The organism is Dielma fastidiosa, assembly GCF_000313565.1.
Taxonomy (GTDB): Bacteria; Bacillota_I; Bacilli_A; order Erysipelotrichales; family Erysipelotrichaceae; genus Dielma; species Dielma fastidiosa.
Map to the genome: position 1 here is coordinate 88,747 of NZ_HE578929.1, position 23,683 is coordinate 112,429.

General features: G+C 43.7%; 26 protein-coding genes. All 26 read left to right on the plus strand.

Going from position 1 to position 23,683, the window contains the following annotated elements; translation table 11 throughout:
• Nucleotides 1-22 precede the first annotated feature (22 nt).
• The 26 genes from DAHG_RS13965 to DAHG_RS14095 all read left to right on the plus strand — a co-directional run bounded on the left by DAHG_RS13965 (nt 23) and on the right by DAHG_RS14095 (nt 23,674).
• Complete coding sequence (locus tag DAHG_RS13965) at nt 23-823, plus strand: ChbG/HpnK family deacetylase (RefSeq protein WP_022938968.1); 801 nt, start codon at nt 23-25, stop codon at nt 821-823.
• A gap of 18 nt (nt 824-841) precedes the next feature.
• Nucleotides 842-1,675, plus strand: a complete 834-nt coding sequence (locus DAHG_RS13970) for a ChbG/HpnK family deacetylase (RefSeq protein WP_022938969.1) — start codon at nt 842-844, stop codon at nt 1,673-1,675.
• Nucleotides 1,676-1,958: 283 nt separating this feature from the next.
• On the plus strand, nt 1,959-3,389 hold the full coding sequence (locus DAHG_RS13980) for an NAD(P)/FAD-dependent oxidoreductase (RefSeq protein WP_022938971.1): 1,431 nt from the start codon (nt 1,959-1,961) through the stop codon (nt 3,387-3,389).
• Entirely contained in the window at nt 3,389-4,642 is a 1,254-nt protein-coding gene (locus DAHG_RS13985; protein WP_022938972.1) for an NAD(P)/FAD-dependent oxidoreductase, read from the plus strand. Before DAHG_RS13980 ends, DAHG_RS13985 begins: the two co-directional genes overlap by 1 nt.
• Nucleotides 4,639-5,013 carry a DUF1667 domain-containing protein gene (locus DAHG_RS13990; RefSeq protein WP_022938973.1) on the plus strand — a complete coding sequence of 125 codons (375 nt, stop codon included), beginning with the start codon at nt 4,639-4,641 and terminating at the stop codon, nt 5,011-5,013. The genes DAHG_RS13985 and DAHG_RS13990 overlap by 4 nt, the downstream gene beginning before the upstream one ends.
• Before the next feature lie 80 nt (nt 5,014-5,093).
• On the plus strand, nt 5,094-5,468 hold the full coding sequence (locus DAHG_RS13995) for a GntR family transcriptional regulator (protein ID WP_022938974.1): 375 nt from the start codon (nt 5,094-5,096) through the stop codon (nt 5,466-5,468).
• 24 nt (nt 5,469-5,492) lie between these two features.
• Entirely contained in the window at nt 5,493-6,197 is a 705-nt protein-coding gene (locus tag DAHG_RS14000; RefSeq protein WP_022938975.1) for a hypothetical protein, read from the plus strand.
• A 1-nt stretch (nt 6,198) separates the two neighbouring features.
• A complete protein-coding gene (locus DAHG_RS14005) occupies nt 6,199-7,359 on the plus strand; it encodes a hypothetical protein (protein WP_022938976.1) in 1,161 nt (386 codons plus the stop codon).
• A 4-nt stretch (nt 7,360-7,363) separates the two neighbouring features.
• A complete protein-coding gene (locus DAHG_RS19755; RefSeq protein ID WP_022938977.1) occupies nt 7,364-8,056 on the plus strand; it encodes an ATP-binding cassette domain-containing protein in 693 nt (230 codons plus the stop codon).
• Nucleotides 8,057-8,110: 54 nt separating this feature from the next.
• Nucleotides 8,111-9,964 carry a YgiQ family radical SAM protein gene (locus tag DAHG_RS19760; protein ID WP_022938978.1) on the plus strand — a complete coding sequence of 618 codons (1,854 nt, stop codon included), beginning with the start codon at nt 8,111-8,113 and terminating at the stop codon, nt 9,962-9,964.
• A gap of 252 nt (nt 9,965-10,216) precedes the next feature.
• Entirely contained in the window at nt 10,217-11,356 is a 1,140-nt protein-coding gene (gene nagA / locus DAHG_RS14020; protein WP_022938979.1) for an N-acetylglucosamine-6-phosphate deacetylase, read from the plus strand.
• A gap of 33 nt (nt 11,357-11,389) precedes the next feature.
• Nucleotides 11,390-12,187, plus strand: a complete 798-nt coding sequence (locus DAHG_RS14025) for a Cof-type HAD-IIB family hydrolase (RefSeq protein ID WP_022938980.1) — start codon at nt 11,390-11,392, stop codon at nt 12,185-12,187.
• A complete protein-coding gene (locus DAHG_RS14030) occupies nt 12,184-13,032 on the plus strand; it encodes an aldose 1-epimerase family protein (protein WP_022938981.1) in 849 nt (282 codons plus the stop codon). The genes DAHG_RS14025 and DAHG_RS14030 overlap by 4 nt, the downstream gene beginning before the upstream one ends.
• A 54-nt stretch (nt 13,033-13,086) precedes the next feature.
• Nucleotides 13,087-13,986 carry an ROK family protein gene (locus DAHG_RS14035; RefSeq protein WP_022938982.1) on the plus strand — a complete coding sequence of 300 codons (900 nt, stop codon included), beginning with the start codon at nt 13,087-13,089 and terminating at the stop codon, nt 13,984-13,986.
• 9 nt (nt 13,987-13,995) lie between these two features.
• Nucleotides 13,996-15,225: an aminopeptidase gene (locus DAHG_RS14040; RefSeq protein WP_022938983.1), complete on the plus strand. Its 1,230-nt coding sequence runs from the start codon at nt 13,996-13,998 to the stop codon at nt 15,223-15,225.
• Nucleotides 15,226-15,558: 333 nt separating this feature from the next.
• The gene (thrS, locus tag DAHG_RS14045) at nt 15,559-17,289 is read left to right on the plus strand and encodes a threonine--tRNA ligase (RefSeq protein ID WP_022938984.1); all 1,731 of its coding nucleotides are present in this window, start codon (nt 15,559-15,561) and stop codon (nt 17,287-17,289) included.
• Entirely contained in the window at nt 17,286-18,236 is a 951-nt protein-coding gene (locus DAHG_RS14050) for a hypothetical protein (RefSeq protein ID WP_022938985.1), read from the plus strand. The genes thrS and DAHG_RS14050 overlap by 4 nt, the downstream gene beginning before the upstream one ends.
• 28 nt (nt 18,237-18,264) lie before the next feature.
• Nucleotides 18,265-18,999 carry an ABC transporter permease gene (locus DAHG_RS14055; protein WP_022938986.1) on the plus strand — a complete coding sequence of 245 codons (735 nt, stop codon included), beginning with the start codon at nt 18,265-18,267 and terminating at the stop codon, nt 18,997-18,999.
• Between the two features lie 279 nt (nt 19,000-19,278).
• Nucleotides 19,279-19,767 carry an NADH-quinone oxidoreductase subunit NuoE family protein gene (locus DAHG_RS14060; RefSeq protein ID WP_022938987.1) on the plus strand — a complete coding sequence of 163 codons (489 nt, stop codon included), beginning with the start codon at nt 19,279-19,281 and terminating at the stop codon, nt 19,765-19,767.
• Between the two features lie 4 nt (nt 19,768-19,771).
• Nucleotides 19,772-20,128 carry a hypothetical protein gene (locus DAHG_RS14065; RefSeq protein WP_022938988.1) on the plus strand — a complete coding sequence of 119 codons (357 nt, stop codon included), beginning with the start codon at nt 19,772-19,774 and terminating at the stop codon, nt 20,126-20,128.
• Nucleotides 20,125-20,550 (plus strand): ATP-binding protein, encoded by a 426-nt coding sequence (locus DAHG_RS14070; protein ID WP_022938989.1) that lies wholly within the window; start codon nt 20,125-20,127, stop codon nt 20,548-20,550. The genes DAHG_RS14065 and DAHG_RS14070 overlap by 4 nt, the downstream gene beginning before the upstream one ends.
• Nucleotides 20,547-21,722: a [Fe-Fe] hydrogenase large subunit C-terminal domain-containing protein gene (locus tag DAHG_RS19765; RefSeq protein WP_022938990.1), complete on the plus strand. Its 1,176-nt coding sequence runs from the start codon at nt 20,547-20,549 to the stop codon at nt 21,720-21,722. Before DAHG_RS14070 ends, DAHG_RS19765 begins: the two co-directional genes overlap by 4 nt.
• Complete coding sequence (locus DAHG_RS14080; protein WP_022938991.1) at nt 21,719-22,051, plus strand: hypothetical protein; 333 nt, start codon at nt 21,719-21,721, stop codon at nt 22,049-22,051. Before DAHG_RS19765 ends, DAHG_RS14080 begins: the two co-directional genes overlap by 4 nt.
• Before the next feature lie 2 nt (nt 22,052-22,053).
• Nucleotides 22,054-22,752: a PHP domain-containing protein gene (locus tag DAHG_RS14085; RefSeq protein WP_022938992.1), complete on the plus strand. Its 699-nt coding sequence runs from the start codon at nt 22,054-22,056 to the stop codon at nt 22,750-22,752.
• The gene (locus tag DAHG_RS14090) at nt 22,749-23,312 is read left to right on the plus strand and encodes an ATP-binding protein (protein WP_022938993.1); all 564 of its coding nucleotides are present in this window, start codon (nt 22,749-22,751) and stop codon (nt 23,310-23,312) included. The genes DAHG_RS14085 and DAHG_RS14090 overlap by 4 nt, the downstream gene beginning before the upstream one ends.
• On the plus strand, nt 23,309-23,674 hold the full coding sequence (locus DAHG_RS14095; protein WP_022938994.1) for a (2Fe-2S) ferredoxin domain-containing protein: 366 nt from the start codon (nt 23,309-23,311) through the stop codon (nt 23,672-23,674). The genes DAHG_RS14090 and DAHG_RS14095 overlap by 4 nt, the downstream gene beginning before the upstream one ends.
• Nucleotides 23,675-23,683: the final 9 nt, after the last annotated feature.

Below are 23,683 nucleotides of genomic sequence, written 5' to 3' on the forward strand. Positions count from 1 at the left end.
GGTTGATAAACCGGGAGGTAATATGAAATTATTAGTACAAGGTGATGATTTTGGCTTTACGCGGGGTGTGACCTACGGCATTATTGATTCCATTGATCATGGCATCTTAAGAAATACAGGGCTGTTTGCTAATATGCCTTCGGCAGCATTAGCCGTCAGCTTTATGAAGGCGCGTCCCCATGTTTGTTTTGGCATCGATTTTAATATTGTGTCAGGTCCATGCTGCGCCGATCCGTTGCTGATTCCGCATTTAGTAGATCATGACGGTAATTTTATCAGAAGCAGTGTCCGCGTTAAAGATCCGCGTTATAAAAGTGAAGAAGGCCGCCGGGAAATGTTCCCCATTGAAGAATGCTATATTGAGATGAAAGCGCAGTATGAGCGTTTTATCGAAATGAGCGGTCAAAAACCGGGGTATCTTCATTCACATTCCATTGGACCGGAGCCCTATTTAGAAACCATTCAGCGTTTAGAGCAGGAGACGGGTATTTTCTATTCACGTACGATCAGAAAGCAAATGAATGTCGGCAGTATTCCTTATCAGCGCAGCAGTGATGGCGTACCTAAAAAGGAATTTGACGCGGGCGGTCAATTAGCGAAAGATAAAGTACAGAATGTGCTTGATCACAGTGATCTGCTGCTTTCTTATGATATTGCTGCGATTGGCGGCCATCCGGGTTATGTTGATGCCGATTTGCTGAGTTTGACGACCTTATCTTTAGAACGTTTACGGGATGCTGAAATGTGTATGTCACCGATTATTAAGCAATGGATTGATGATCATAATATTGAATTGATAACGTATTATGATTTAAAAAAATAACTATCTGGAGGTGAATGGATGAAATTATTGGTACAGGGTGATGATTTTGGTTTTACGAGGGCTGTTACTTATGGAATTTTGGATGCGATTGAAAATGGTATCTTGAATTGTACCGGATTGTTTGTAAATATGCCAAGCAGTGCTTGGGCGGCAAAACAGATTGCTGCGCATCCGCAAACTTGTTTTGGTCTTGATTTTAATATCACATCCGGAAAATGTGTTGCCAATCCCCAATTAATTCCGCATTTAGTTGATGCTGACGGTGAATTTATCCGTTCAACTGTGAAGTATGCCGATCCGCTCTTCATGGCTGATCAGGGCAGGGATGTTTTATGGCCTTATGATGAAGTGATGATTGAGCTGGAGGCCCAGTTTCAAAAATATGTTGAATTAGCGGGCAGTCAGCCTGAATATGTTCATACACACTCGATTGGCAGAACTGTGCCAAGCTATGCCAAAGCCGTATCAGATATTGGCAGAGTGCATGGTGTCTGTATGGCCAAAGAGATGCGGGAGCATTTTGGCTTTGCGGATCTGCATAAAACATGGACGCCGATGGGCAAGCGGCCTAAAAAAGTATTTGATATTGAAAAACAGCTGAATAAAGATACATTAGGGACAGTCATTGCTAATCGTGATGAGCTGCTTCAATATGAATATGCGGCCTTAGATGGTCATCCTGGTTATGTGGATGCAGAATTGATTGCTGATTCAACGGTTTCAATTGAACGGCTGCGGGATGTTGAGATGATGATGTCACCGGTGATGAAGGATTGGATCAAGGAACATCATGTTGAGATGGTTACCTATCGTGATCTGAAAAAGCGGATGGCAATGAATCAAAGTGAATAAGCATTTGAATAGAGTATCAGCGCACTTTATCGAAAGTGCGTTTTTCTTATGGAAATATATGGGAATCTGTGAGTATCTATTTTTATCAGGCAGGGCTTTAGAAAGCTTGAAATTTGGATGCAGCAGATATGAAGCGAACGTTTTTCAGATTGCTTCATGGCTAAATCTTTTGGTTGTGCTTGTTGAATGCAAACGCTTTCAATGCTATAATTATATATAGAAAAAACGAGCAGCTTGTTTGCATAAAAGCACTTATCGGTGCTTTTTCGGTTATGGAGGACTTATGGAAGATATTGTCATTATTGGCGGCGGCGTTATCGGAACCCTGATTGCTTATGCCTGTTCGAGATATAATTGTAATGTAACCTTGATTGAGAAGGAAAATGATGTGGCTAACAGTACGAGTATGGCTAACAGCGCCATCATTCATGCCGGCTATGATCCGCGTGATAATACATTAAAAGCGGCGATGAATTTACGGGGCGCGCAGCTTTATCCAACTTTATGCAGGGAATTAAAGGTTGACTATAAACAGGTCGGCAGTTTAGTTGTGGCAATGAATGATGAACAATGCGCCGCATTGGCTGAATTAAAGGCGCGTGCGGATCAAAGGGGCATCGTTGTTTCATTGATTGATGGGGATGAAGCAAGAGCGTTGGAGAGTCATTTGTCAAAGCGGGTCGTTCAGGCCTTATTTTGTGAATCAACAGCGATTGTCACACCTTGGAAGATTGCTATTGCGGCGATGGAAACAGCGATGGGCAATGGAACGCGGTTATTGCTGAATGAAGAGGTTAAAGCTATCACCAAGCTTGCTGATGGCTATGAGGTAGAGTCAGCAACACAAAAAATTAAAACACGGATGGTAATCAACTGCGCCGGCTTGTATGCAGATCGTATCAGTGCGATGGTGAATGGGCAGGCACACTTTAAAATCAATCCTAAAAAGGGTGAATATTTTGTCTTAAGCAAACGCTGTCATGAGCTGATAAAGCATGTGCTTTATCCGGTGCCGACGGCCAAAGGCAAGGGGGTGCTGGCGGTGCCGACGGTTCACGGCAATGTCCTGTTAGGTCCTAACGCAGCGGTACATGATGATTGTGATGATGTTGCCACTACCTCGATGGGCTTGGCTGAGGTGCTGGAAAAAATAAGTGAGATGCTGGATGAGGTGCCGGCCTCTGAAATCATTCACAGTTTCAGCGGCAATCGGCCGACAACGGCAGAGGATGATTTTATTATTGAAGAAAGCTGTCCGCATTTTATTGATGTGGCGGGTATTGATTCACCAGGCTTAGCGAGTGCGCCGGCGATCGCAGAAAAGGTGATGAAGGAGTTTGTGCTGCCGGCATTTGATTTACAGCCGCGTTCAATATTGAAGCATCGTCAGAAAAATGTCGTGCTGTCAGAATGCAGTGAAGAAGAGAAGAAGCAGTACATTGCTCATAATCCGCGTTATGGTGAAATCATATGCCGCTGTGAACAAGTATCAGCTCAGGAAATTATTGATTGTATTAAACGCAGCTGCGGTGCCCGCAGTGTGGTTGGTGTTAAGAAACGGGTTCGTCCGGGCATGGGGGATTGTCAGGGCGGCTTTTGTGAACCATTGGTTGTAAGACTGCTGTCGGAAACATTAAAGATACCGATGGAGGAGGTTGACTATAATCAAAAGGGTTCACATATCTTATATAAAATGACAAAGGGGGAACGCTGATGAAAACTTGTGATTGTCTGATTGTCGGCGGCGGCTCAGCGGCGCTGGCGTGTGCGTTATCGCTTTATCAGCAGGGGATTCATGATGTTGTAATTGTCGAGCGTGACAATACGCTTGGCGGTGTATTGAATCAGTGCATTCATAACGGTTTTGGACTTCAGGTTTTTAAAGCTGAACTGACCGGGCCGCAGTATGCCCAGCGATACATTGATCTTTTAAAGCGAATCAGTATTACTGTTTATTCTCAGGCGACGGTTTTATCCTTGGATGAAACAAAAACCGCCATGATTTTAAGTAAAAAAGAAGGGTATATAAAGCTTCAGGCAAAAGCGGTCGTCATGGCTTCGGGCTGCCGAGAACGCTCACGCGGTTCAATCTCTATTCCAGGTGATCGCTGCTGCGGCATCATGAGTGCCGGCACTGCCCAGCATTATTTGAATCTTGACGGCTACCTGCCTGGTAAAGATGTATTTATTTTAGGCAGCGGCGATATTGGCCTGATCATGGCGCGGCGTATGACCTTAGAAGGGGCGGCTGTCCATGGCGTGGCGGAAATAATGCCTTATTCCAATGGCTTAAAAAGAAATATTGTCCAATGTCTAGAGGACTTTAATATTCCATTGTATCTGAGTACGACAGTCATTAAAACGATTGGGCGGAACCGGCTTGAAAAGATTGTGCTGGCAAAGGTAGATGAAAATCTGAAACCGATTGCCGGCAGTGAGTGGGAAGTTGAATGTGACTGTCTGCTGCTGTCAGTCGGGCTTATTCCCGAACTGCGTTTATTCGACGATTTGCCGATCATTCAAGATCCGGCTACAAAGAGCGCACGTGTTAATGAGAGCTATGAAACAAATCTGCCCGGCTTCTTTGTCTGCGGCAACGCTTTGCATGTGCATGATCTGGTAGATTTTGTCAGCCGTGAAGCGGAACAGTGCGGACGTTTTGTGGCTCGTTATCTGAAAAATCAGCTGCATGAGGGCGCGGCGGTGGATTGCATCGCTTTAAATAATATCACTGCGTTAGTTCCGCAATGTCTGCGTGTGGAAAATATTAATCAGGAAGTTGAATTTACTTTCCGGGTACGGCGGCCGATGAAAAATTGTGAATTAGTTATTGTTAAGAATGGCGAGGAATTACGGCGAATCCGCAAGCGAATCGTGCTGCCGGCGGAAATGGAAACCGTCAGACTCAGTGCTAAGGAGCTGAAAGGATTAACCAGTCTGAGCTTTGAAATGAGGGAATGCGAATGAAAAAAGAAATGACTTGTATCGTATGTCCGATGGGCTGTCAGCTGCAGCTGGATATTGATGATGCGACATTAAAATTAAGCGTCAGCGGCAATAATTGCCCGCGGGGTATTAAATACGCGCATGAGGAGCTGACAAATCCTAAGCGGACACTGACAACAACAGTGCTGCTTGAAAGGGCTGAACTGACAAGGCTGCCGGTAGTTACGGATGGCCCGATTCCTAAAGGCAAGCTAATGGAAGCGATGCAGGTGCTGAACCGCCTGCGGGTGAAGGCGCCGGTTCATGTCAATGACATCCTTGTGAAAAATATCTGTCAAAGCGGTGTCAATGTGATTGCCTCGCGTACCGTCACCCGTATCAGTAATAAATAAACACGAAGCAGCAATCCATGCTGCTTTAGCTTTACACAAAAGTGTATTAAGGGTATAATACACTTAGAGGAGATGATCGCTTGAATCCATTCATTGATATCCGATTGAACCATGATCTGCCGGTTTATCAGCAGCTCTGTCTGCATATAAAACGCAAGATACTTAGGGGGGAATGCACGAATTATCAAGAACTGCCCAGCCGCCGTGAAGTAGCTGCCCAGCTTTCAATTAACCCCAATACTGTTCAGAAAGCATATCGGATAATGGAAGAGGAGGGCTATCTGAAAACAATTGCCAATGTGAAGAGCGTAATCATCGTTAATGACGCACTGATTGAAAAAATCCGCCGTGAGTTGGTGGATCAGATGCTTCATGATTTTGTGATTCAATGTCTTGAGACAGGTATTGATCGGGAAACCCTGATTGCTATGCTGAATGAGCATTGGCACTCATAATTCTTTGATGAGAGGGGGTATAAAATGAAAAATTTTATAAAAACATGGGCTTATCGTTTTGATGCGACACTGGGGCCATGTCTGATTGTTTATGCTGTAATGGCACTTATTAACGCACAATGCATTTTTCAGACAAAATCCAATGAGTTTACCGGTATGGGCGCTTGGTTTACAGCTAAGCATTTAGATTTTGTTTTTCTGGGCGCTTTTATCGCGATTATTCTGATTCATGTAATGTATCTGCAGCGCTATTATTTATATCGACCCTTGCAGCGGCGTTTAATGATTCTGCCGCAGTCAAGAGCCGCACTCTATTTTTCCGAACTATTTACAATATTCTTTACTTTTTTAGCGCTTGCGGTTATTCAGGGAGCTTTCTGGCTGATTGCACTGAAGCATTTCTATGACGCACAAGCCATGAATTTAATGCTTGCGAGTGTTTATGAATCAGCTTTAATGCAGATGCTGTTTGCCAATGGCTTTACAACCTTCTTTGTTTATCTGAGCTTTTTAGAGCTTGCCGGTTTTATTCTGTTAATCCTGTGCGGGGACGGCCGATCATTTTCACTGCTGCCGCGCTTAGCTATCGTCTTAATCATTGCTACGGGTTTTATCTATTTAAACTTTATTGATGAGAAGTTTTATATTTTTGTACCGAATCTGGCATTAGCGACCGTTATGCTTCGTTCCTCCTATGATTTATATATGCATAATAAGGCGGGTGTCTGATATGAAAAAACTTAAACTATGCCTCTTTGTTCTGATTGTTGTCAGCGGCTTGTTTTATTTTCTGAACTTGTATTCAGTAAATCCACAGACTGATTTAATTCTGAAAGATGTGCTGCCAAATGATGCAATCCGCAGCCAGCTGAATTTCAGTTTTACACAGGAGTTTGCCAATTTAGAAAGCACTGCCTGGCAGGTGACGGCGGGTGAACTCAAAATCAGCAAGCCGATGAATCAACAAGAAGCATTCTATAAACAAAATCCTTTTTACCCTTATTCCAACATCGTGCATCCTTATTCAATCAGCGGTTTTGAAGATTTCACAACCAGCAAAGTTCTGAGTGTGAATTTTAAAATCAGGCTGGATGAAGCGGCGGCCAATACACAGCGGATCTATGCTTATCCCAAAATCATAAAGGGTCAGCTTTTTAAGGAGATCGCGATTGATCTGACAGTACCGATTCCTGAAAAGCAATTTGTTTGTATTGCGGATATTAAAGCGGGACAAGCAATCCCTGAAACATTTGAAGATTGCAGTGTCAGTCCTGAATTTGCCGGTGTCATAAACACTTTGCAGGATGATATCAGCATCATTCATGCCACGATCAATCAAACCCGTTACTGGAGCTTATCAAATACAAAGGGAATGACTGGTGAAAATCATCTCTATCAATCACCGGTTGGCCGTTTTGATCAGCCGACGATTCTTGCCTCCTGGGATAATCGCGAGAAGCAAGTGCTTAGTTTAGTAACAACTCCTGATCGAATCTTGCTGATTTGTGAAGATCGTATAGATGAATATGATGTGCAGGGTACTTTAATCAATAGCTATGCTTATCAGGCGCTGACGGATACAGTTGTCACACAATGGACGGAAAACCAGCTTTTGTTGAGTTATTATAATCAGTTTGATGAATTGCAGACTGTTCAATCCTTTGATCTGCCAACTCAGACCTTGTATACCTATGAACTTGGCGCTTATGCAAAGGAAAACTGGAATAATTTTTTTGCTTATAAAAATGGCTGTGTTTATCTGTTAAGGAATAATCAGGATTCAATTCAAATTGAAGTGTATGATGGTTATGAAAAGATTTATGAAGGTGTGATTGAAGGCCAGACCTTTAATAATAAAGGTATGACTTTTGCGCATTGTGAATGGAGGTGACGGTATGCTGAAATTAAATGAATTGAAGGTGAAACGGCGCTCGGCAGTGCTTTTATCCTGTGATCAAATCACCATGAAAGCCGGGGAAATCGTCGGTATCCTTGGCTTAAACGGTGCCGGAAAAACGACGTTGATTAAAGCGATTCTGAATCTGATTCAGCATGAAGGCTCGGCGGATCTAGATGAATGGGAAGTTGCTAAGCATTATGAAAAGGTAGCCTATATCAGTGAGGAATATTCCTTTATCCCTTATTTTACACCGTATCAATATGGCTGCTATCTGCTTGATTATTACCCGTGTTTTGATTTTGACACTTATCAGCAGCGGTGCAGCTTATTTGATCTTGAAATGGATAAGAAAATTGAACGCATGAGCCGCGGTCAGCAGCTGAAGGTTGAAATAGCCGCCGGTCTTTCTCAGCGGGCACAGCTGATCATAATGGATGAACCTTTTACGAATCTTGATGTAGTATCTAAGGGAATTGCCGTTCAAATGTTAATTAACAGCTTAGAGGGAAATGAGATTGTTTTGGTTGCAACTCATGATCTGGATGAAATTGAAAATGTATTGGATCGCTGTTTGATTTTAGATAAGGGTGTCATTAAAGATGATTTCTACGTGGAGGAACTGCATGCCAAGGGTGCGTCATTAAGAGATTATTTCTATGATTTTACGAAGCAAAAATCAAATCTATGAATCAAGGGTGTTTCTATGATACAATAATTAAATGAATTAAGGAGAAGTGAAATTATGACTTTTTTGCCGACGAATCGTGAAGAAATGCTGGAACAGGGTTTTGAACAAGTAGATTTTGTTTATGTATGCGGTGATGCTTATGTAGATCATCCTTCATTTGGCTGCGCGATCATTACCCGGACTTTGCAGGCCTATGGTTACAGCTGTGCTATTTTAGCTCAGCCTGACTGGCATCATGATGAAGAATTTTTACAGTTTGGTACGCCGCGTTTGGGTTTTCTTGTCTCAGCGGGCAACATTGATTCGATGGTGAATCATTATTCAGTCAATAAGCGCCGGCGTGACAAAGACAACTACAGTGATGATGGTGTAATGGGACGGCGTCCGGATCGGCCAACGATTGTTTATACGCAGATTTTGAAACGGCTGTTTCCCCAGAGCCCAGTTTTAGTAGGCGGTATTGAAGCTTCGTTGCGCCGGCTGGCTCATTATGATTATTGGGATGACAAGGTGCGCCGTTCAATTTTAATTGATTCCCAAGCCGATCTATTGATGTATGGCATGGGAGAAAATACGATCATTGAGGTTGCGGAAGCATTAAACAGCGGCTTAAGAGCCGAAGATTGCTGTTTTATACGCGGCTGTGTCTATAAAACAAAGGATATTTCTCTGATTCCTGATGCCATTGTGCTGCCATCCTTTGAGGAAGTTAAAAATGATAAGGTCATGTATGCGAAAAGCTTCCAGATTCAGCATGAGAACATTGATGCGATTGCCGCTCATGTATTGATTGAACCCTATGACGGCTGGTATGTAGTACAGAATAAACCGCCGCTACCATTAACCCAGCAGGAAATGGATTTTACCTATTCACTGCCTTATGAGCGGACGTTTCATCCTAAATATCACTATATCCCCGCTATTGAAGAGGTGCAGTTTTCACTTGTCAGCAACCGCGGCTGTTTTGGTTCATGTGCCTTCTGCGCGATTACCCATCATCAAGGCCGGGTAATATCAACACGCAGTAAGGAGAGCTTGCTTGCGGAGGCGAAAAGTATCACTGAAATGCCGAATTTTAAGGGGTATATCCATGATATCGGCGGCCCTACCGCGAACTTTTCAAGAACCGCCTGTGACAAACAGCTAAAATATGGTGCCTGTGTGCATCGTGAATGTCTGAGTCCAAAGTGTCCGAATCTAGTGGTTGATCATAGTGATTATGTTGATATTCTTCGCAGCTTAAGAGCCTTGCCGAAAGTGAAAAAGGTTTTTATCCGCTCCGGTATCCGTTATGATTATCTGATGTATGACAAGGATGATACATTCTTTGAAGAATTGGTGCAATATCATATTTCTGGTCAGCTTAAGGTTGCGCCGGAGCATATTTCACCGAAGGTACTCGATAAGATGGGGAAGCCGCATAAGGAGCTCTATCTTAAATTTGTCGATAAATATCATGAAATTAATAAGAAATACAATAAGCGTCAATTTTTGGTTCCTTATCTGATGAGCTCGCATCCGGGCAGTGATCTTAATGCCGCCATTGAACTGGCGCAATATTTAAAAAAGATTCATTATACCCCGCAGCAGGTGCAGGATTTTTATCCGACACCGGGAACCCGGGCAACATGTATGTATTATACCGGCCTTGATCCACAGACGATGCAGCCGGTTTATGTGGCCAGAACCTATGAAGAAAAGGCAATGCAGCGGGCATTGATGCAGTTTACCTATCCGCAGAATTATCAGCTTGTCTACAAGGCGCTGAAAACAGCGGGGCGGCTTGATCTGGTCGGCAATACTCCTAAATGCTTAATTCCATACCGCAGTGATTTGATCCATGGCGGCAAGCGTCATGTCAAACCTCAAGACCGCAAGACGAAGAAGCATCTGAAGCAGGGAATGTAATACGTGTTTCATCTAAATTCTTTAAGTGCGGCATATGTCAGCGTTGCAATTTATTTAATGTTTACTTATAAACGGCTTATGCCGTTTTTCTTTTGCGAATGGTTTTCTCTTTTTCATAAATTTATCCAGTGATTTTAGGATTCTTGCGTAAACCTATCAGTTACTTGCTTTTTTCTAAAAAAAACAGTCGTTAGAGTTTAAAAAAGCAGGGGGGTGGAGTATAATAAAACCATCAATACAAGGAGGTTACTTATGATACTACAAAGTAAGCGAGTTTGGATCAGCGGCCAGTTTATCCCAGCTCAGATTGAAATTGAAGAAGGTAAAATTAAGGCAATTCATAATTATGGAGCTAAAGCAGAGTGCGAGGATTATGGCAATGAACGCATTGTGCCGGGTTTCATTGATATTCATACACATGGTGCTTATAAATTTGATACCAATGATGCGAACCCAGAGGGTCTGCGCAATTGGATGAAGAATATTACCCATGAGGGTGTTACTGGTATTTGTCCAACTACGATTACCCAAAGCAAGGAGGTTTTAACTAAAGCGGTTGAAAATGTTGCGAAGGTTGTCGAAGAAGGCTATGAAGGCGCGGAAATCTTAGGTATTCATTTTGAGGGCCCTTATCTGGATATGGTTTATAAAGGCGCTCAGCCGGAGCAGTACATACTGGCACCGACTGTAGAAGAATTTAAGCATTATCAGGAACATGCCAAGGGCTTGATCAAGGTCATTACAATGGCTTGTGAAAAGGATGAGGATTTTGCTTTAACTCGTTATGCATCTGAAAATGGCGTATTAGTAAGCATCGGTCATTCAGCGGCTACTTATGAAGAGGCATTGATGGCAGTGGCTAACGGTGCTAACAGCATGACTCATATCTTTAACGGTATGACACCGTTCCATCACCGCAATCCGGGCTTAGTAGGCGCGGCAATGCGTTTCCGTGATGTATTTGGTGAAGTGATCTGTGATGGCTGTCATTCAAATGTAAATTCATTAAATAACTTATATGCTGCTAAAGGCCGTGATTATACAATCATGATCACTGACTCATTGATGGCAAAAGGCTGTCCGATCGGTTCTAAGTTCTTATTCGGCGGCAATGAAATTGAAATCTATCCAGACGGCAGCGCGCATTTAACTTCGACCAAGGGTCTTGCCGGTTCAACATTACGGGTTAATGAAGGTCTGCGTATCCTTGTGGAAGAAGCAATGGTTCCGTTTGATGCAGCTTTAAATTCTTGTACGATCAATCCGGCGCGTGCTTTGAAGCTGGATAACCGCAAGGGTAAGCTTTGCAGCGGTTATGATGCTGATATCGTGGTTCTGGATGACGCTTATCAGGTTGTTCAAACTTACGCAAGAGGGCTTAAACAGAAATAAGACAGCCGACGCTGTCTTTTTTTGGTAGAACATATGGAAAATAAAATAAAGGTTTGTTTTTTTGATATCGACGGAACAATTTATGAGCATAGGCTGCATGATTTTCCGCATTCAACGCAAAGTGCTTTATACCGTTTGAAAGAAAATGGGTATCGAATTGTGATTGCCACCAGCCGCTGTCGGCAGGAGATGCAGCATACACCTTCATTTTTCAGAAGCTTTCCATGGGATGCCGTTATTTATGACGGCGGTGCTGTCATGGAAATCGATCATGAGGTGGTCATGGAGAAGACCATTGATGCTTCAGATATGGAAAAAATCATTAAGGTATGCAATGAGAAACAGCTGTATATGCGTTATGCGAATTATGCGGTGGATTATTTCAACCGTCCTTTTCCAACTGAATTAAGCGATATTTATTTTCAGCTCTATCTGATGGTGCCGACGGTAAAGCCCTATGATGGCGAAGGTGTGACAAATATGCTGCTTTATGCCGATGATGAGACGATGAACCAGCTGAAAAAGACTTTAAATGCAAGTAATATTGTTGATCATCAGGCACTTTATGAAATAACGGCAAAGGGTGTCAATAAAGCCACCGCAATTGAGGAAATCATTAAACGCTGGGGATATTCCATGCATGAGGTGATCGCTTTTGGCGATGGCTATAATGATGTGGAAATGCTGAAGCGTTCAGGCATCGGTGTAGCGATGGGCAATGGCTGTGAGGAAGCGAAGGCGGCGGCTGATTATGTAGCGGATGAAATTGGTAAGGACGGTTTATATAAAGCATGCCGTCATTTTGGATTGATCAAGGAGGATCTGATATGATTATTGAAAATGAAAAGGTTCGGTTAGAGGTTGTTGAGCATGGCGGTGAGATTCAGAGCTTTTATGATCTGACTCATCAGCTTGAGTATATGTGGCAGGGAGATGCCGCTTTTTGGAGCGGTAAGAATCCATCGCTGTTTCCTATGGTATCTAATACATGGACAAAAGATTATGAATGGCAGGGTCAGCGTTATGCGATGAAAAATCACGGGCTTGTGCGTTATGCGGATTTAAAATGTGTGAAGCATACAGCAGATGAGATTGTGATGGAACTGCATGAAAATGAGGATACCTTAAAGCAGTATCCATTTCATTTCACTTTTCAGATTCATTATCGTCTAAACGGCAAGCGTCTGGATGTGGTTTATCATATTACAAATGATTCTGAGGATGTGATGCCTTTCAGCTTCGGTCTGCATCCAGGATTTAACTGTCCGCTGCTGCCAGGTGAAAAATTCAGCGATTACAAGCTTGTTTTCCCGCAGGATGAACAGCCTAAGCAGCTGGCGTTTCATGGCCGGCATGAGATTATCGACCGCAGCTTTAAAGAAATAGCCTTAAATTATGAATTGTTTGAGGAGTATGCGACTTTGGTTTATAAGGATATCAAGAGTCCGTATGTAGAACTGGTGGGCCCTAAGCATAAAGTGCGTGTCGGCTGTTTGGGTTATCCTTTCTTGGCTTTCTGGACTGCTAAACGGGATGCACCGTTTATCTGCATTGAACCATGGTATGGGCATGGCGATTTTGAAGAAGTGAATTGCAGCTTTGATCAGCGTGAGGGAACGATGAATCTCAAACCGCATGAGGGATTTACCACTTCTTATTTTATTGAACTTTTTTAAGCTGTTCAGGCAGCCTAAGTCTTGATATAATAAAAGAAAACAGGAGGAAGTATCATGAAATACTATATTGGCGTAGATCTTGGGGGTACCAATGTTCGTGTCGCACGGGTCAGCGAGCAAGGTCAGATCGTAAAGGTAATCAAGGAAGCCACAGAAATTGAGCAGGGTGTTGAACATGTTTTGGATAAGATTATCCGCATGATTGAGGAAATCGGTGAGCTGGATACAATCAGCGGCATCGGCATGGGTGTGCCGGGACCGGTTGATACGGATAATGGTGTGATGATGCTGGCGACTAATCTGCCGGGCTTTGAAGGCTATCCGATGGCTGAGACAATCAGAAAGCACTTCAATATTCCGGTTTTTGCCGATAATGATGTGAATGTGGCATGTCTTGCCGAGAGCTTTCACGGTGCCGGCAAGGGCTATCCGCTTTGTTACTATGTGACGATTTCAACGGGTATCGGCGGTGCCTTCTCATTTAATAATCGTCTTGTATCCGGTAAGAATGGTTATGCCGGTGAGATTGCCAACATTATTATTGACCGCAATCGTGAAAAGGTAAATTATCTGAATGTCGGAGCTGTTGAGAATGAAGCCAGCGGTACGGCTATTACCCGCAAGGGAAAGGCGGTATTCGGCGATCATATCAAGCATGCGGGCATGGTCTTTGATATGGCGCGTGAAGGCGATGAAAAGGCTTTAAAGATTGTTGATGACATGGCTTATGATTTGGCGCAGATGTTTTCATCGATTGCGCATGTAGTTGATCCGCATATCTTTGTTGTCGGCGGCGGCTGCATGAAGTCTAAGGATGTATTCTGGGATAAAATGATTCAATACTATAAACCAATGGTGCATATCGGCATGCAGGATGTAATTTTCGCGGAAGCCATGCTTGATGAACCGGGCTTGGTTGGCGCGGCGATGCTGCCGATGTCGTTTGGTAAATAGGAGTTTGACATGAAAAAATGTTTAGATAAGTACGCGGAATTAATTATCAAAAAGGGTGTTAATCTTCAGCCTGATCAGCCGCTGATTGTTAATGCGCCTGTCACTTCTTATGAGCTGGTGCGCCAGCTTTGCAAAAAAGCGTATGAGGCAGGTGCCTGTGAGGTTTATATTAACTGGAAGGATGATTTAATTAAGCGTTATGATTTAGAATATCAAAGTGAGGAACGCTTAAGCAAACCGCATTCATGGTTTATCGATGCCCGTCTTGAACCAATCAAAGAGGGAGCGGCCGTGGCGAGTATCGCATCACCGACGCCTAAATATCTGAAGGGTGTGGACAGCCAAAAGGTGAATCTTGCAAATGAAGTGTTGGATCGTGCGCTCAAACCTTTTTATGACGCGACGCGCAGCGATCAAAATGAGTGGTGTGTGTTTGCCGACAGTAATCCGGCCTGGGCTAAGGCAGTTTTCCCTGAACTGGATGAAAAGGAAGCGGAAGATAAGCTTTGGGATGCGATTCTTAAGGCTGTTTATATCGATGAGGAAAATGATGCGATGGCGGCTTGGGATGAACATGACCGCTTGCTGAGTGAGCGCTGTGATAAGCTGAATCAGAAGGCTTTTAAGGCACTGCATTTTAAAAATGAAAAAGGAACGAATCTTTATGTGGGACTGCCGGAAGGTCATATTTGGTCAGGCGGCGGTGAGAAGTCACAGAAGGGTGTTTTCTTTAATGCTAATATGCCGACCGAGGAAATCTTTACAGCACCGATGAAATGGCAGGTTAATGGTAAGGTAGTGGCTACTAAACCATTGGATCACAGCGGCAGTCTGATTGAAAATTTCTGGTTTGAATTTAAAGACGGCAAGGTCATCGATTTCTGCGCTGAAAAAGAAGCTGATGCTTTAAAACGGATCTTAGAAGCCGATGAAGGCAGCTGTTATCTTGGTGAAGTTGCTCTTGTTGAACATGAGTCACCGATCTCACAAAGCGGTATTCTGTTCTATAATACATTATTTGATGAAAATGCGTCATGTCATCTGGCACTGGGAGCGGCTTATCCGCTTTCGGTTGAGGGCGGCTGTGAGATGAGTCCCGAAAAGATGGCTGAGGTGGGCGTCAACGATTCAATCAAGCATGTAGATTTTATGTTTGGTGATGAAACGATGTGTATCCGCGGTCTTGATCAAGACGGCAATGAAACGCTGATTTTTGAGAATGGACGTTTTGTGCTGTAATATTTAGACGGATATCATTTTCTAAGGATCACATATAAAATGCGTATCATCGAGTTTTACGGTTGACAAAAAGCGGCTTTGGTTGTTAAATAGATACATAAGCAATGATCCGGATATGAGATCCTTTGAGCTAATCAGAGAGGGAAGTGGTGGTGAAAACTTCCTGCGGCAGATTGATCTTACTCCCGGTGAGCTGTCCCTGAAAAGGTGTACCGTTTAATCTGCGTTAAAGAGTTGAGGCATGCAGCAATGTATGCGAAGCAAGGTGGTACCGCGACAGACTCTCGTCCTTCAGATGGAGTCTGTTTTTATTTTGTTAGGAGGTAAATAAAAATGATTGATATTAAACAAGATGAAAAATTAAGTGTATTGAATCATTCCTGCGCACACTTGATGGCTCAGGCAGTGAAGCATCTGTATCCACAGGCTAAATTCTGGGTAGGACCGGTTATTTCTGAGGGCTTCTATTATGATATTGATCTGGGTGATGAAGTCATCAAGGAAGAAGATCTGGCTAAGATTGAAAAGGAAATGAAAAAGCTGGTTAAAGATGGCAAGCGTATTGTCCGTGAAGAAATCAGCAAGGAAGAAGCCTTGGAGAAATTTAAAGATGATCCTTATAAGATTGAATTGATTAAGGATCTTGAGGATGGAACAATCAGCTGTTACCGTCAGGGTGATTTTACAGATTTGTGCCGCGGTCCGCATGTTGAGACTGTGAAGCAATTGAAGAACTTTAAGCTATTGAAGCATTCCGGCGCTTATTGGAAGGGCGATGCGAATAATAAGATGCTGCAGCGTATCTATGGTATCTGCTTTGAGACACCGGAAGCGCTGGAAGAGCATTTATATTTGCTTGAGGAAGCTAAAAAACGCGATCATAAGAAATTAGGCCGTGAGCTTGATTTATTTATGATGAGTGAATATGCACCGGGAGCGCCGTTCTTTCTGCCAAATGGCATGATTTTAAGAAATGAATTAGAGCGTTTCTGGTATGATGAGCATACTAAAGAGAATTATGAATTTATCAAGACACCGATCATGATGAGCAAGGAATTATGGGAAGTCAGCGGTCACTGGTTCAACTATAAGGAAAATATGTATACTTCAATGGTTGATGATCGTGAATTTGCGATTAAACCGATGAACTGTCCAGGTTCTATGCTGGTTTATAAGAACAGCCTGCATTCCTATAAGGATCTGCCTTTACGCATGGGTGAGCTTGGTCAGGTACACCGTCATGAAGCAAGCGGCGCCTTGAACGGTTTATTCCGTGTGCGTACATTTACTCAGGATGATGCCCATATCTTTATGCGTCCGGATCAGATTGAGAGCGAGGTTATCAGCTTAATCAATTTCATCGACCGTGTGTATAAGATTTTTAATCTGACTTACAGCATTGAATTATCAACACGGCCGGAAGAGAAGTATATCGGTGATATTGAAATTTGGAATAAGAGTGAAGATGCACTGGCTAAAGCCTGTGAGCATGCCGGCAAGACTTATAAGATCAATCCGGGAGACGGTGCCTTCTACGGCCCTAAGCTGGACTTCCATATCAAGGATTCATTAGGCCGCGTATGGCAATGCGGTACGATTCAGCTGGATATGAATCTGCCTGAACGTTTTGATTTGACTTATATCGATGAGCATGGCGAAAAGGTCCGTCCGGTAATGCTGCATCGTGTTATCTTCGGTTCAATTGAACGCTTTATCGGTATTCTGATTGAACATTACGCAGGTAAATTCCCAATGTGGCTGGCACCGGTACAAGTAGAAGTTATTCCAGTACATCATGAGCTGCATTATGATTATGCCAAGCAGATCAATGATCAGTTAAAGGCTTTAGGTTTCAGAAGCAAATTGGATGCAAGAAATGAAAAATTAGGGTATCGTATAAGAGAAGCACAGATGAAGAAGGTACCAGTACAGCTTGTGTTAGGTGATGGTGAGGCAGAAGCAGGCACTGTATCTATCCGCCGTCAAGGTGAAAAAGAAAGTCTGACTGTACCATTTGAAGAATTCATCCAATCATTGCGCTTAGAAATTGAGGAGAAAAGATGAAACTATTTAAAGGCTTATTAGTAGCAGCACTGTTGTTGACAGGCTGCGCGGCACCGGCTGGTAATGTTAATGAACCAAAGGGTGAGGAACCAAAGAATCCGGCCGCAGAACCGATTAAAGTATTAGCGCCTACGGGAGCACCGGCATTATCCGTGATGGAGCTGGCTGCGGATGGTGTGAATACAGTTGATTTTGTTACCGGCAGTGAGGCGTTAAGCGCTGAATTTGCCAAGAGTGATTCAGATTATGACATGATCTTAGCGCCGATTAATTTAGGCGCTAAGCTGATCAGTGCGGATAAGACTGACTATCGTCTTGAAGCGGTAATTACATGGGGGAATCTGTATCTTGTAGGCACTAGTGATACAGCTCTTGAAGAGGCTGGCAATTTCGCGGCTTTCGGTGAAGGCAGCGTGCCGGATATCGTATTTAAGAATGCAGTTGATGTGGCAGGCATTGTTCCAGAGATTACTTATTATTCAAGCGCTCAAGATGTTCAGGGAATCTTGCTGAGCGGCAAGGCGGAAAGCGGCCTGCTGGCGGAACCGGCAGTGACAGCTACGATTGCGAAGGCAAAGGAGCAGGGCATTGAATTGAAGGTGATTCTGGATCTGCAGAGCGCTTATCAGGAAAAGATGTCCACAGCATCTTCAGGCTTCCCGCAGGCGGCCATCTTTGTAAAGCAGGGCAGTGAGGAAAAGGTCAGCGCGGCATTGGCGCAGATTGAAAGCTTTGTAAGCGCGGCTGCCAGTGATTCTTCCAAGGTCAGCAGCTTAGTCGATCAGCTGACACCAGAGGTTTTAGGTGTGCCTAGCAGTAAAATTGCGGCGGCTACTTGGGCGAAGCAGAATATCCGCTATACGTCTGCGAGCTTATGCGAGGCTGATATTACAACGATGCTGAAGCTGTTTGGTATTGATTATACAAGTGAAATGTTAAGTAAATAATTCCATTCGATTGAAGGGAGTGAAGGTGATGAAGAAAAAAGGCGCAGCCGTAATTATCGTGCTTTTGCTTTTGTGGATCGTGCTGGCGGCACAGATCAACAATGAATTCATGCTTCCGCTCCCTTTTGATGTTTTTAAACAGATGCTTTTCCAGCTCACTTCACCGGCATTTTATCAGGCAATAGTGATGAGCCTTTACCGTTCGTTAAGCGGTTTGGCGATCGCTTATAGCTGTGCCTTGCTGCTGGGTTTATTATGCGGTTATTATCGCTGGCTGGCGGAGCTGTTTGCCCCGATTTATCTGATTTTGAAAAGTATTCCCAATATCTCATATATTTTAATTGCCCTGATCTGGACTAATAATGAAACTGCTGTGCGGCTGATTTGTTTTATGATTTTGTTTCCGATGATTTATGCCAATGTACTAAGCGGAATCAAAAGTATTGATCAGGATCTCCTTGATGTCGCGAGAGTCTATCCTGAGTCAATGCCGAATATTTTGTTTCGGGTCTATCTGCCGCTGATTCTGCCTTATCTTAAAGCGGCATTATCCACCGGGGCAGGGCTGGCTTTTAAGGTGGGTGTCATGGCGGAAATTATCGGTTCGGTATCGCCGGGAATTGGCCGTCAGCTGCAGATCTGCCGGATCAATATGGACATGTCAGGCTTGTTTGCCTGGACGCTGTGGATTATCCTATTGTTGGCATTTACTGAGTTTATTTCAAAAAAAATCATGAAATATCTGGAAAAAAGGGAAATTTAAGTTGTGAAATTATTGCTTATATGATGCATCGGGTTAGCTCGATGTTTTTTTATTTGATGCATGAAAAGTACGGAAACATTCAGCTTATCTTAAATTGATAATATATTAACAAAAATGTTCTAGCTGTTTAATTTGACCATTTTTTAACTTGTGAAATTATTAATTTTTGTGAAAATATACACGAGGTAAATGTTTTAAATGAAGCGTTTACATGGTATTATTATAGAGTAAATAGAACTACCTTATTTACTTCATGAGATAAAGAAAGAGGTGCATGAAATGGAAAAACTGAATGCTCAGTCACTGGCTGTGATTGATGCAATTGTTGAACGTCACAAGGATAAGCTAGGTCCTGTGAAGCTGATGCTTCATGATGTTCAGCACGATTTGGGATACATTCCTTTTGAGGCTATGGTGAAGATCGCTGATGCGTGTCACGAACCGGTTGCAAAGGTGTATGGCGTGGTTACATTCTATACCCAGTTTACCACTGAGCCAAAGGGAAAACATGTGATCAATGTCTGCATGGGTACGGCTTGTTATGTAAAGGGCGCCCAGAAGCTGCTGGAGACGATTTGTGATATCTGCGGCTGTAAGGTAAACGGAACAAGTGAAGATGGTTTCTTCTCAATCGATGCTACCCGCTGTCTGGGAGCCTGCGGTTTGGCACCGGTTGCGACGATTGATGGTAAGGTGCATGGTAATTTAGCTGATCCAACGGAAATTAAAGTTATTTTACGTGATATGATCGAAGCTGAACGGGGGTAAGCCTATGAAGCTGAAACAGCTGCTGCAGCTGATAGACGGGACAGCTTTAACACCTTATGATGAAAATCAGGAATTTAATTATGTATTTGCCAGTGATCTGATGAGCGATGTCTTAGCCTTAGTGCAGAAGGACAGCGATCAAACGGTTTTGGTTACGGGGTTATGTAATGCTCAAAGTCTGCGTACGGCGGATATGCTTGATATCGGAACCGTGCTTTATGTCCGTGATAAACACGTGAGTGATGAGGATCTTCAGCTTGCTGAAAGCATGGGGCTGACACTTCTGGCAACGCGCTGCACAATGTATGAAACCTGCGGTCTGCTTTATGGACACGGCTTGAAGCCAGTGGAGAAAGCATGAGTCTGTTTCATCAGGATTATCAGGTGCAGCGTGAGGATTATGCCAATGCCGGCCGTGTGTCAAGCAGTATCAAGAGTGTGCTGAAACAGATGGGATTGAATCCGAATGTGCTGAGAAATATTGCGGTTGCCTGTTATGAGGCAGAGATCAATATGATCATCCATTCTGAAGGCGGAGAAATAGAACTTAATATTGCTGAGGATGGTTTGCTGAGCATTCATTTTAATGATCACGGGCCAGGCATCAGCGATCTTGAGAAAGCAATGTCGCCGGGCTGGTCGACGGCCAGTGAAAAGGCGCGGGAGTTTGGCTTTGGTGCAGGTATGGGGCTGCCGAATATCAAGCGGGTGAGTGATGAGTTTGAAATTGAAACTTCACCGCAGGGTACACGGCTTATGATTGGATTTAGGATTCAGCCATGAGTGTAATTTCCTATACTTTGCATAAATGTACCAAATGCATGCATTGCCTTCGTATCTGCCCTACGGAAGCCATCACGATTCAGAATGAACGAGCAATTATATCTCCCAAGAAGTGCATTAACTGCGGTCAGTGCATGGATGCGTGTACAAATTTGGGGTTACAGGCTAAGGGCTCTACGATTATCGATAAGGATAATTATGAAAAGAGCGTATTGTTAGTGCCAACCTCAATTTATTCAGACTGCAGCTCATTAGAAGAAGTTGAAACACTGAATGCCGCATTAGATCAATTGGGATTTGATGAAGTTTTGTCACTGGGCGAATATGAGGCAGCGGTTTATGCTGCGACCAGTGATTATATGAAGTATAATGATTCAAGATTATTGATTTCTTCTTTCTGTCCGGTGATTAACCGGCTGATTGAATTGAAATATCCAATGCTTTTAAGTAATATTCTGCCTTTTGATTATCCGGCTGAAATCGCGGCAAGAGCGGTGCGGGCGGCGGCAGATGATCCGAATAAGCTAGGGATATTCCTATTCTGTGAATGTCCGTCAAAGCTTACGCTGGCCAAGTATCCATATGGGAAGCAGTCAGCGATTGATCATGCGCTGTCCATCGTTGATTTGTTTCCGCAGATCAATCATGTGCGCAATGAAACACGCAAGCCGATGGTGCTGTATGAGGAAGCGATTAAATCAGTGGTCAGCGGTCTGAATATGCAGGTGAATAATCAGATGCTGGCGGTAGATGGCTTGGATAAGATTAAAAAGGTATTGGAGCTGGCGGAGTTTGGTTTGCTGAAAGAGGTCAAATATCTGTCATTGTCGGCGTGCAGCAATGGCTGTATCGGCGGCAAGTTTATATGGGGTAATCCGTTTAACGGCAAGGTGAATATGACAAGATTGCTGCAGGAAGCCGAGCCGATGCTGAAAAAATTTAAGATTGCAGATCTGTATGGTGAGGAAACCAACAGCAATATTGAATCAATGCCGAATATTTTTGCTCAGCTTGCAAAATTTAAATCGGTAAATGAACAGCTTGAGGTTCTGCCGGGCTTTGACTGCGGCGCGTGCGGTTTTCCTTCATGCCGAACAATGGCTGAAGAAATCGTTGACGGCAGGAAAACGCTGCATGACTGCAAAATCTTGGGAAAGCGGGATGATGTATGAAAGTAAAGGAAGTACTTGCTGAAACAAACTGGCCGATAACGGCCAGTGAGGAATCGCTTGAAAAAGAAATAAGCGGTGTGTTCTGCGGCGATCTGCTGAGCTGGGTCATGGGTAACTGTGAACCGGGGCAGGCTTGGATTACCGTACAGACGCATCTGAATATTGTAGCTGTCGCGGCTTTAAAAGAAATCAGCTGTCTGATTATTGTTCAGGGAGCCGAAGTGCCGCAGGCTACGCTTGATAAGGTGCTGGAAGAGAATATCGCTTTGTTTCAAGTGCCGAAGAGTGCCTATGATGTGTGCTGTGAGTGCTTTAAGCTGGGCATATAGTTATGTTTTATGATCTGCATATTCATTCCGGTTTGTCACCCTGTGCCAATGATGATATGAGTCCGAATAATATTGCCGGTATGGCAATGCTGAAAGGATTACAGCTGATTGCTGTTACTGATCACAATTCGCTGAAACAGCAGCGGGTTATGGCGGCAGCCGCAAAGCAGTATGGTTTATCCTATGTATACGGTGTAGAGGTGCAGACGCTGGAAGAAGTGCATGTACTTGCTTATTTTAAGCAGCTGAATGATGCGGAGCAGTTCCAAAGCTGGCTGGCTCAGCGGCTGCTGCCAATTAAAAATGATGTGCAGTATTTTGGTCATCAATATTTGTTTGATCTTGAGGATCAAGTGATCGGCAATGAAGAGGTGCTGCTGCTTCAATCGGTAATGGCGGATATTGATGAGACGATGATGGCAATTCATGAGCATCATGGGCTAGCGGTGCTGGCACATGTGCTGGATCGTTCAAATTCAATTACCACGCAGCTGGGTTTCATTCCGGAAACGCTGCAGTTTGACGGTATTGAAATCAAACACCCAACTGATTATCAGCGGGTGATGGCAATGCATCCTTGGATCAGCAGTCAGGTTTTCTGGCTCTGCGACAGTGATGCGCATCAGCTGGTGGATATATCAGAGGCTGAGCATGCTGTTGATCTTGAAGTGCTGGAAGCTGTTTGGAGGAAATATTTATGATGCAGAATCTGTCAATGCATGTGTTGGATATCGCGGCTAATTCGGTAAGAGCAAAAGCTACGAAGGTATCGGTTGCGGTAGTGGACAGTGAGCTGCGCAATCAGATTAAGATTACCGTCAGCGATAATGGCTGTGGTATGAATGAGGAAATGTGCCGGAAGGTACAAGATCCGTTCTTCACTTCCCGAACGACGAGAAAAATCGGTTTGGGGGTTCCTTTCTTTAAGGAATTGAGTGAGCAGTGCGGCGGTGAGTTTAGTTTAAAATCAAAGGAAGGGGCAGGAACTGAGATTTCTGCCAGTATGCAGCGGGATCATTGGGATACGCCGCCGATGGGTGATATCGGTGACGCGGTAATGATCGCGGCGACAACTGATTGCAGTGTCCATTTTATTTTTACTTATCAAAACGACGCGGGATGCTTTGTTTTTGATACCGATGAAATTAAGGCGATTCTTGGTGATGAGGTGAGTATCGCGGATGCTGAAATCATGCTTTGGTGTAAGGATTATATTAATCAGGGAATTGCAATGTGCGGAAAAAAAGAGGAGGATTTATGAAATCATTAGCAGATTTACAAAAGCTGCGTGAACAGGCTAAAAAACGTCTTGATTTACGTGAAGGCGAAGCGGAGTACCGCGTCGTTGTGGGAATGGCTACCTGCGGCATTGCGGCAGGGGCAAGACCTGTGCTGAATGCGCTTGTAGAAGAAGCTGCGAATAAGAATTATAACTGCGTGGTTACACAGACCGGCTGTATCGGTATGTGCACACTGGAACCGATCGTTGAAGTATTTGATAAGAATGGTTCAAAAACCACCTATGTATTAATGACGCCTGAAAAGGCCGTAGAAATGCTGGAAAGTCATATTAAAAATGGCGTCGTGCTTGAAAAATATACGGTTGGCACGGAAAAGGCATAAGGAGGAAGC

Coding starts and splice junctions, on each gene's coding strand:
- DAHG_RS14025 (WP_022938980.1), top strand. CDS start 11,390: ATGGAAAATAAAATAAAGGTTTGTTTTTTTGATATCGACGGAACAATT.
- DAHG_RS13985 (WP_022938972.1), top strand. CDS start 3,389: ATGAAAACTTGTGATTGTCTGATTGTCGGCGGCGGCTCAGCGGCGCTG.
- DAHG_RS14090 (WP_022938993.1), top strand. CDS start 22,749: ATGATGCAGAATCTGTCAATGCATGTGTTGGATATCGCGGCTAATTCG.
- DAHG_RS14030 (WP_022938981.1), top strand. CDS start 12,184: ATGATTATTGAAAATGAAAAGGTTCGGTTAGAGGTTGTTGAGCATGGC.
- DAHG_RS19755 (WP_022938977.1), top strand. CDS start 7,364: ATGCTGAAATTAAATGAATTGAAGGTGAAACGGCGCTCGGCAGTGCTT.
- DAHG_RS14040 (WP_022938983.1), top strand. CDS start 13,996: ATGAAAAAATGTTTAGATAAGTACGCGGAATTAATTATCAAAAAGGGT.
- DAHG_RS13965 (WP_022938968.1), top strand. CDS start 23: ATGAAATTATTAGTACAAGGTGATGATTTTGGCTTTACGCGGGGTGTG.
- DAHG_RS14095 (WP_022938994.1), top strand. CDS start 23,309: ATGAAATCATTAGCAGATTTACAAAAGCTGCGTGAACAGGCTAAAAAA.
- thrS (WP_022938984.1), top strand. CDS start 15,559: ATGATTGATATTAAACAAGATGAAAAATTAAGTGTATTGAATCATTCC.
- DAHG_RS14005 (WP_022938976.1), top strand. CDS start 6,199: ATGAAAAAACTTAAACTATGCCTCTTTGTTCTGATTGTTGTCAGCGGC.
- DAHG_RS14050 (WP_022938985.1), top strand. CDS start 17,286: ATGAAACTATTTAAAGGCTTATTAGTAGCAGCACTGTTGTTGACAGGC.
- DAHG_RS13970 (WP_022938969.1), top strand. CDS start 842: ATGAAATTATTGGTACAGGGTGATGATTTTGGTTTTACGAGGGCTGTT.
- DAHG_RS13980 (WP_022938971.1), top strand. CDS start 1,959: ATGGAAGATATTGTCATTATTGGCGGCGGCGTTATCGGAACCCTGATT.
- DAHG_RS14060 (WP_022938987.1), top strand. CDS start 19,279: ATGGAAAAACTGAATGCTCAGTCACTGGCTGTGATTGATGCAATTGTT.
- DAHG_RS19765 (WP_022938990.1), top strand. CDS start 20,547: ATGAGTGTAATTTCCTATACTTTGCATAAATGTACCAAATGCATGCAT.
- DAHG_RS14055 (WP_022938986.1), top strand. CDS start 18,265: ATGAAGAAAAAAGGCGCAGCCGTAATTATCGTGCTTTTGCTTTTGTGG.
- DAHG_RS14035 (WP_022938982.1), top strand. CDS start 13,087: ATGAAATACTATATTGGCGTAGATCTTGGGGGTACCAATGTTCGTGTC.
- DAHG_RS14070 (WP_022938989.1), top strand. CDS start 20,125: ATGAGTCTGTTTCATCAGGATTATCAGGTGCAGCGTGAGGATTATGCC.
- DAHG_RS14080 (WP_022938991.1), top strand. CDS start 21,719: ATGAAAGTAAAGGAAGTACTTGCTGAAACAAACTGGCCGATAACGGCC.
- DAHG_RS14000 (WP_022938975.1), top strand. CDS start 5,493: ATGAAAAATTTTATAAAAACATGGGCTTATCGTTTTGATGCGACACTG.
- DAHG_RS19760 (WP_022938978.1), top strand. CDS start 8,111: ATGACTTTTTTGCCGACGAATCGTGAAGAAATGCTGGAACAGGGTTTT.
- DAHG_RS13990 (WP_022938973.1), top strand. CDS start 4,639: ATGAAAAAAGAAATGACTTGTATCGTATGTCCGATGGGCTGTCAGCTG.
- nagA (WP_022938979.1), top strand. CDS start 10,217: ATGATACTACAAAGTAAGCGAGTTTGGATCAGCGGCCAGTTTATCCCA.
- DAHG_RS14085 (WP_022938992.1), top strand. CDS start 22,054: ATGTTTTATGATCTGCATATTCATTCCGGTTTGTCACCCTGTGCCAAT.
- DAHG_RS14065 (WP_022938988.1), top strand. CDS start 19,772: ATGAAGCTGAAACAGCTGCTGCAGCTGATAGACGGGACAGCTTTAACA.